Annotated in this window: 7 protein-coding genes; all 7 read left to right on the plus strand. The window is 70.1% G+C overall.

All coding sequences use genetic code 11. The features are described 5' to 3' along the window. The first annotated feature begins 2 nt into the window (after nucleotides 1-2). Entirely contained in the window at nucleotides 3-1,418 is a 1,416-nt protein-coding gene (locus QZ709_RS05025) for a teichoic acid transporter (protein ID WP_294636210.1), read from the plus strand. A gap of 19 nt (nucleotides 1,419-1,437) precedes the next feature. After that, entirely contained in the window at nucleotides 1,438-2,097 is a 660-nt protein-coding gene (locus tag QZ709_RS05030; RefSeq protein WP_294636211.1) for an acyltransferase, read from the plus strand. Beyond that, on the plus strand, nucleotides 2,094-3,212 hold the full coding sequence (locus QZ709_RS05035) for a glycosyltransferase (RefSeq protein WP_294636212.1): 1,119 nt from the start codon (nucleotides 2,094-2,096) through the stop codon (nucleotides 3,210-3,212). Before QZ709_RS05030 ends, QZ709_RS05035 begins: the two co-directional genes overlap by 4 nt. Before the next feature lie 24 nt (nucleotides 3,213-3,236). Further along, nucleotides 3,237-4,334 carry a glycosyltransferase family 2 protein gene (locus QZ709_RS05040; protein ID WP_294636213.1) on the plus strand — a complete coding sequence of 366 codons (1,098 nt, stop codon included), beginning with the start codon at nucleotides 3,237-3,239 and terminating at the stop codon, nucleotides 4,332-4,334. 72 nt (nucleotides 4,335-4,406) lie between these two features. Next, nucleotides 4,407-5,588 (plus strand): DegT/DnrJ/EryC1/StrS aminotransferase family protein, encoded by a 1,182-nt coding sequence (locus QZ709_RS05045; RefSeq protein WP_294636214.1) that lies wholly within the window; start codon nucleotides 4,407-4,409, stop codon nucleotides 5,586-5,588. 33 nt (nucleotides 5,589-5,621) lie between these two features. Then, on the plus strand, nucleotides 5,622-6,266 hold the full coding sequence (locus QZ709_RS05050) for a sugar transferase (RefSeq protein WP_294636215.1): 645 nt from the start codon (nucleotides 5,622-5,624) through the stop codon (nucleotides 6,264-6,266). 43 nt (nucleotides 6,267-6,309) lie between these two features. Next, a partial coding sequence (locus tag QZ709_RS05055) for an AAA family ATPase (RefSeq protein ID WP_294636216.1) occupies nucleotides 6,310-6,851 on the plus strand: 542 nt, incomplete at its 3' end.

A 6,851-nucleotide genomic window follows, 5' to 3' on the forward strand; every position in this document is an offset into this window, starting at 1 on the left:
CCATGTCTGTTCAAGATTCACCGCCGTCCGGTCGGTTGGCGGCCCTGAAACAGGTGTGGCAGGCCGTGCCCCGCGCGGCGCTGGGCAACCTGGTGGCCAAGCTGCTGATCGTGTCGCTCGGGCTGGCCATCACCGTGCTGGTGGCCCGCCAGGGGCCGCGTGTGCAGGGGGCTTTTGCGCTGTTCGTGGCCGTCGAGTCGGCCTTGCTGACGCTGTTTTCCGGTCTCGGGCTGTGGCTGGCGCGGCAGATGTCGCGCCAGGCCGGTGCGCTGGAGGGCGCACGGCAGGGCGCACCGGCGCGGGCCTTGCCGATGCTCCGGGGCGTGCTGCGCGCGGCCGTCGGGCTGGGCGCGCTGGCGTCGCTGGTGCTGGTGGCCGTGTCCTGGTGGGCCACCACCTCCCCCTATTCGCAACTGTGGCTGCTGGCGCTGGCGGCGCCTTTTCTGCTGCTGGTGCCGACGGCCACAGGCCTGTGGCTGGGCGAAGGTCGGATGTGGCCGATCAATGTGGCGCAGGTGGCGGCGCCCGCGACCGTGCTGATCGGGCTGGCCGGGGCCTGGTGGATCCAGGGCGATTCGCAGCGTAGCGCCCCCATGGTGGTGCTGGTGCTGACGGCATGGGTCACGGGCAAGTCGCTGGTGGCGGTGGTCACGGCCTTCCGCGCGCTGCGGGACGCCGACCGGCGCGATGCCCGGGTGGCCGATGAACTGTCGGCATCGCGGCTGACGGACTACTGGCGGCCGCAGCCCCGCTGGTGGCACGACGCGGGCTTTGTCGCGACGATCGGGGTCACGAACGTCATCAGCCTGTTGAACTACCGTGCCTCGCTGTTCCTGGTCGAGCGTTTTCATGGCCTGGCCTCGGCCGGCACCTACTCGGTGGCGGTCACGGTGGCCGAGCTGTTGTGGCTGCTGTCCTCGTCGGTCACGGTGTCGGCCTATGCCCGCATCGGCCACCCGGAGGTGCGCGTGGCCGCCGCGATGACGGTGCAGGCGGTGCGCATCAACGTGCTGGCCACCGTGCTGGCGGCGCCTGTGCTGCTGGCTGGTGCCTGGTGGGCCTTGCCTGCCGTGATGGGGGAGGCCTATGGCGCCTCCCTGCTGCCGCTGGCGGCCCTGTTGCCCGGGGTGGCGGCGTACGCGGCGGCCTCCAGCCTGTCGGCGTTCTACACCAACCACCTGGGGCGGCCGCAGCTGTCCGGGGGCATCGCGGGCCTGTCGCTGGCCGTGAGTTTCGGGCTCGGCCTGTTGCTGGTGCCCCGGTGGGGCGCCCTGGGGGCCGGGGTGTCGTCCACCGTGGGCTACCTCCTGGCCATCACCGTGGCATACGGGGTGTTCCTGCGCCACGCGGGCCTGCCGGTGCGGGCGCTGTGGACGCCGTCCCTCACCCGGGTGCCCGCTTCTGGCCATGCGGCCTGATCGGGGACAATACCGGCCCATGTCCGTCCTGAGCCTGCGTCTCAAGCATTTCCTGGTCCGCCTGCTGTCGGTCTTCACCGGACCGCGCATCGTCTATGGCTGGCGCCATCCGGACGGGCGGCTGTGCCCGCACACGCGGGTCAGCACCCACAGCTGCCTGGAAGGGCTGTCCGGGCTGCGGCTGGGCGACCACGTCTTCATCGGCCACTTCAACCGGCTGGACGGCTCCAACGGCCTGGAGATCGAGGAGGGCGTCCAGGTGACCAGCCACGTGGCCATCCTGAGTCACTCCAGCCACCGCGCAGTGCGGGTCATGGGGCGACGCTACATCCATGACCCGAATCCGGCCGGCTACGTGCGCCGCGCCACGCGCATCGGGGCCTACAGCTTCATCGGCCCGCACAGCGTGATCGCGCCGGGCACCCAGATCGGCAAGGGCGTGATCGTGCAGGGCTACAGCTTTGTTTCCGGCGAAGTGCCGGACTTCGCCATCGTGGGGCCGCAGGCCCACGGCAAGCCGGCCGTGGTGCTGGGCGACACCCGCGAACTGGACCGCGACGTGCTGCGGCGCCACCCTGAACTGCACGACGTGTACGCCCGCTGGGCGGGGCTGGACAACCTGCGTCGCGCGCTGGGGGGCGACGTGCCCGATGGCGCGGTGGCCAAGGAGCGCCCATGAACGCGTGCCCGGTGCGCATCCTGTTCTTTGCCGATGCGGCGAGCGTGCACACGCGCCGCTGGGTGGCCGCGGCCGTCGAGCGGGGTGCCGAAGCCGTGGTCGTGACGCGCCAGCCGGCCGAGGTGCCGGGTGCGCGCGAGGTCATCGCCATCCGGCCGGGCGGCGACAAGCCGGGCTGGTTCCTGGCCCTGCCCGAGGTGCGCCGCGTGGCCGCCGACCTGGCGCGGCGCTTCCAGCCCACGCTGGTTCACGGGCATTACGTCACCTCGTACGGCATGTGGGCCGCGGCGTGCGGGCTGAAGGTGCCGCTGGCGCTGACCGCATGGGGCAGCGACATCCTGGTCACCCCCCGTGAAAGCCGCCTGATGCGGCTGATCGTGGCCTGGTCGCTGCGCCGTGCCGACCTCATCACGGCCGATTCGATGGACATGCTCGACGCCATCGCGCGCTACCACCCGCAGGCCGCCTGCCACCAGATCCTGTGGGGTGCGGACACCGACCGCTTCGTGCCGGGCACGCCGGCGGAGGGCTTCGAGGTGGTGAGCCTGCGCAGCTGGGAACCGAACTACAACATCGACGTGCTCATCGAGGCCTTTGCCCGCTTCGTGCAGGCCCGGCCGGCGGCGGGCGCGCGTTTGCACCTGCTGGGTGGCGGGCCGATGGCCGAGGCGCTGAAGGCGCAGGTCGCCGGCCTCGGTCTGTCCGATCAGGTGCAGTTTCACGGTCGGGTGGGTGACCAGGCCATGGTCGACGCCATCCAGCGCAGCAGGGTGAGCCTGTCGGTGCCCACGAGCGACGCCACGTCGGTGTCCGTGCTGGAGTCGATGGCCTGCGGCCTGCCCCTGATCGCCACCGACCTGCCCGCCAACCGGCAGTGGCTGGACGCGCGCGGGGGCTGGATCGTGCCGGTGCGTGATGTCGCAGCGGTGAGCGCCGCGCTGCAACAGGCCCATGACCAGCCTGCGTTGACCGCCGCCATGGGCCTGCACAACCGCACCCTGATCGAGCGCGAGGCCTCGCGCCGCGGCCAGATGGACGCGATGTGGCGCCTGTACCTGAAGCTGCTGCAGCCCGTGTGCAAGGGGCCCCGCGCCTCGGCGCCGGCTCGCGGCTGAGGCCGTTTTCTTCTGCCGTCCGCCATGCCCATTGTTTCCGTCATCGTGCCCTGCCGCAATGAGCGCGACCACATCGAGGCCTTCTGCCGCAGCGTGGCGGCCCAGGCCGTGCCTGCCGGCTGGACGCTCGAGGTATGGGTGGCCGATGGCCTGAGCGACGACGGCACACGCGAGCGCCTGGCAGCGTGGTGCGCCACCGATCCGCGCTTCGTGATGATCGACAACCCGGGTCGCATCGTCTCGTGCGGCCTGAACCGCTGCATCGAGCGGGCGCGCGGCGACTTCATCGTCCGCCTGGACGTGCACACCGTGTACGCCGACGACTACATCGCCGAGTGCCTGGCTGCGTGGCAGCGCACCGGTGCCGACAACGTGGGCGGGCCATGGAAGGCCGAGGCGGCTCCAGGTTCTGGCCAGGTCGTGCAGCGGGCGGTGGCGGCGGCCTTCCAGTCGCGCTGGGTGGCCGGCGGCGCGCGTTCGCGCGACCTGGCCTACGAGGGCGAGGTCGACACCGTCTACCTCGGGGCCTGGCCGCGCACCACGTTCGCGCGCTTCGGTGGTTTCGACGAGCAGCTGGTGCGCAACCAGGATGACGAGCACAACCTGCGCATCCACCGGGGTGGTGGGCGCATCTGGCAGTCGGCCCGCATCCGCTCGACCTATGTGCCGCGTGCCAGCAAGGCCGATGTGTTCCGTCAGTATCGTCAGTACGGCTACTGGAAGCCGTTCGTGATGAAGAAGCACGGCCAGCCGGCGGCGCTGCGCCACCTGGTGCCGGGGCTGTTCGTGGGCGCGCTGCTGCTGGCGCTGCTCGTCATGCTGGCGGGGGCAGCCGCGCTGTTGGCCTGGGCCCCGCCCGCCGGCACGCGCGCATCCGACGTGCTGGGCTGGGTCACCCTGCTGTCCTCGGTGGCGCTGATGGGTCTGTGCGTGGTGTACGGGGCCGCCGTCAGTGCCGTCAGCCTCGCGATCGCGCGCCAGCAGGGATGGGCGCTGCTGCGGCATCTGCCCGATGTGATCGGGGCCTACCAGATCGGCTACGGGCTCGGTTCCCTGCGCGGGTGGTGGGATGCCGTCGTGCGCGGTCGACCCGATCCGGCGTTTGGCCGGCTCACGCGGTGAGCAGGCCGATGACCGTCTGCCCTTCTTTGTCTTTTCTTTCTGCTGCGTTCGCGGAACAAACAGGATCACCTGATGAGCTCGTCTGACACCAAGCTGCCCTTCCTGCCTTTTGCGTTGCCGGAGATCGGTGAAGAGGAAATCGCCGAAGTGGTCGATGCGCTGCGTTCGGGCTGGGTCACGACCGGGCCGAAGACGCGCCAGTTCGAGCAGGACTTCGCCGCCTTCCTGGGTGAAGACGGGCTGCACGCCATTGCCGTGAACTCGGCCACGGCCGGGCTGCACCTGGCGCTGGAGGCGCTTGGCATCGGCCCGGGCGACGAGGTCATCACCACCACCCACACCTTCACCGCCACCGCCGAGGTCGTGCGCTACCTGGGGGCCGACGTCAGGCTGGTCGACATCGACCCCGCCACGCTGAACATCGATCCGGCCGCGATTGAGGCCGCGATCACCCCGCGCACCAAGGCCATCATGCCGGTGCACTACGCGGGCCTGGCCGTCGACATGGATGCGATCGCCGACATCGCGCGTCGCCACGGCCTGAAGGTGGTGGAAGACGCGGCCCATGCGCTGCCGACCACCTGGAAGGGTCGGCTGATCGGCACGCACGGCTCCGATGCCATCGTGTTCAGCTTCTATGCGAACAAGACGATGACGACGGGCGAGGGCGGCATGCTGGTCACACGCAGCAGCGAGCTGGCAGCGCGGGCCAAGGTCATGCGTCTGCACGGCATCAACCGCGATGCCTTCGACCGCTTCACGGCCAAGGTGCCGAGCTGGTATTACGAGATCGTCGCGCCCGGCTTCAAGTACAACCTGACCGACATCGCGGCGGCCCTGGGCCTGCACCAGCTCAAGCGCGTGCAGGGTTTTCAGGCCAAACGGGAGGCCCTGGCGCAGCGCTTCGACGCCGCGCTGGCCGACCTGCCGTTGATCCTGCCGCCCCGGCCGGTGCATGCCGGCGACCTGCACGCCTGGCACCTGTACGTGGTGCGCCTGAAGGACGACGCCGGCATCACCCGTGACCAGCTGATCGAGACCCTGTTTGCCGATGGCATCGGCGTGAGCGTGCACTACATCCCGCTGCACCTGCACCCGTACTGGAAAGAGCGCTACGCGCTGCAACCCGAGTCCTTCCCGCACAGCCAGAAGGCCTACGAGCGCATGGTCAGCCTGCCGCTGTACACGCGCATGACCGAGGCCGATGTGGACCGCGTGGTGGCCTCGGTGCGCCGCGCCTTCGGCCGCGGATGAGGCGCTGGCGCAGGATCACGGGCTGAGCGTGCGATGGGCGAGGAGATGAGCGACAAGGCGGGCGAGGTGAGGGCCGGGCCGACGGGCAAGCGGCTGTTCGACCTGTTCGGCGCGGGGCTGGGGCTGCTGGTGCTCGGCCCGGTGCTGCTCTTGATCGCGCTGGCGGTGAAGCTGGACTCGCCCGGGCCGGTCTTCTTTCGCCAGGAGCGCGTGGGCCGTCACGGCCGCCTGTTTCACATCCACAAGTTCCGCACCATGCGGCACGAGCCAGCGGGCCAGGGCCTTCAGATCACCGTCGGGGCCGACCGCCGCATCACGCGGGTGGGCCGTTTCCTGCGGGCCAGCAAGCTGGACGAGCTGGCCCAGTTGATCGACGTGTGGCAGGGCACGATGAGCCTGGTGGGCCCGCGTCCCGAGGTGCCCCGCTATGTCGCGCATTACCCCGCCGCCCTGCGCGACAAGATCCTGTCGGTGCGCCCCGGCATCACCGACATCGCCTCGATCGAGTACCGTGACGAAAGCGCCGTGCTGGCGCGCGCGCCCGACCCCGAGCACGCCTACATCCACGAGGTGCTGCCGCACAAGCTGGCGCTGGCCGCGGCCTATGTGGACCAGGCCTCGGTGTGGCTGGACGTGCGGCTGATCTGCCGCACCGTCCTCGCCATCGCGCGGCGCTGACCCGCACCGCGTCCTGGCCGCGCAAGCCGTTATCCTTGGCGGCATGTACGCCTCTCACTTCGGCCTGAAGCGCGAGCCCTTTTCCATTGCCCCCGATCCCCGCTACCTCTTCATGAGCGAGCGCCACCGGGAGGCATTGGCGCACCTGCTGTACGGCGTCAACGGCGGTGGCGGTTTCGTGCTGCTCACGGGCGAGATCGGCGCGGGCAAGACCACGGTGTGCCGGGCATTTCTCGAGCAGGTGCCCCGGCGCTGCAACGTGGCCTACATCTTCAACCCCAAGCTGACGGTCGAAGAGTTGCTGCGCTCGGTGTGCGAGGAGTTCGGCGTGCCGTGGGCGCATCCGGGCGGGGGCGATCCCACCGTCAAGGACCTGATCGATCCGCTCAACGAGTACCTGCTGCGCACCCATGCGGTCGGGCAGAACAACGTCCTCATCATCGACGAGGCCCAGAACCTGTCGGCCGAGGTGCTGGAGCAACTGCGCCTGCTGACCAACCTGGAGACCAGCGAGCGCAAGCTGCTGCAGATCATCCTGATCGGTCAGCCCGAATTGCGCGACATGCTGGCCCGCCCCGAGTTGGA

Origin of the sequence: uncultured Aquabacterium sp., assembly GCF_913773725.1 — a bacterium.
In the GTDB taxonomy this organism is placed as follows: Bacteria; Pseudomonadota; Gammaproteobacteria; order Burkholderiales; family Burkholderiaceae_C; genus Aquabacterium.

Excerpts from the sequence above, each read along its gene's own strand:
- QZ709_RS05025 (WP_294636210.1), top strand. The coding sequence starts at position 3 with ATGTCTGTTCAAGATTCACCGCCGTCCGGTCGGTTGGCGGCCCTGAAA.
- QZ709_RS05030 (WP_294636211.1), top strand. The coding sequence starts at position 1,438 with ATGTCCGTCCTGAGCCTGCGTCTCAAGCATTTCCTGGTCCGCCTGCTG.
- QZ709_RS05035 (WP_294636212.1), top strand. The coding sequence starts at position 2,094 with ATGAACGCGTGCCCGGTGCGCATCCTGTTCTTTGCCGATGCGGCGAGC.
- QZ709_RS05040 (WP_294636213.1), top strand. The coding sequence starts at position 3,237 with ATGCCCATTGTTTCCGTCATCGTGCCCTGCCGCAATGAGCGCGACCAC.
- QZ709_RS05045 (WP_294636214.1), top strand. The coding sequence starts at position 4,407 with ATGAGCTCGTCTGACACCAAGCTGCCCTTCCTGCCTTTTGCGTTGCCG.
- QZ709_RS05050 (WP_294636215.1), top strand. The coding sequence starts at position 5,622 with ATGGGCGAGGAGATGAGCGACAAGGCGGGCGAGGTGAGGGCCGGGCCG.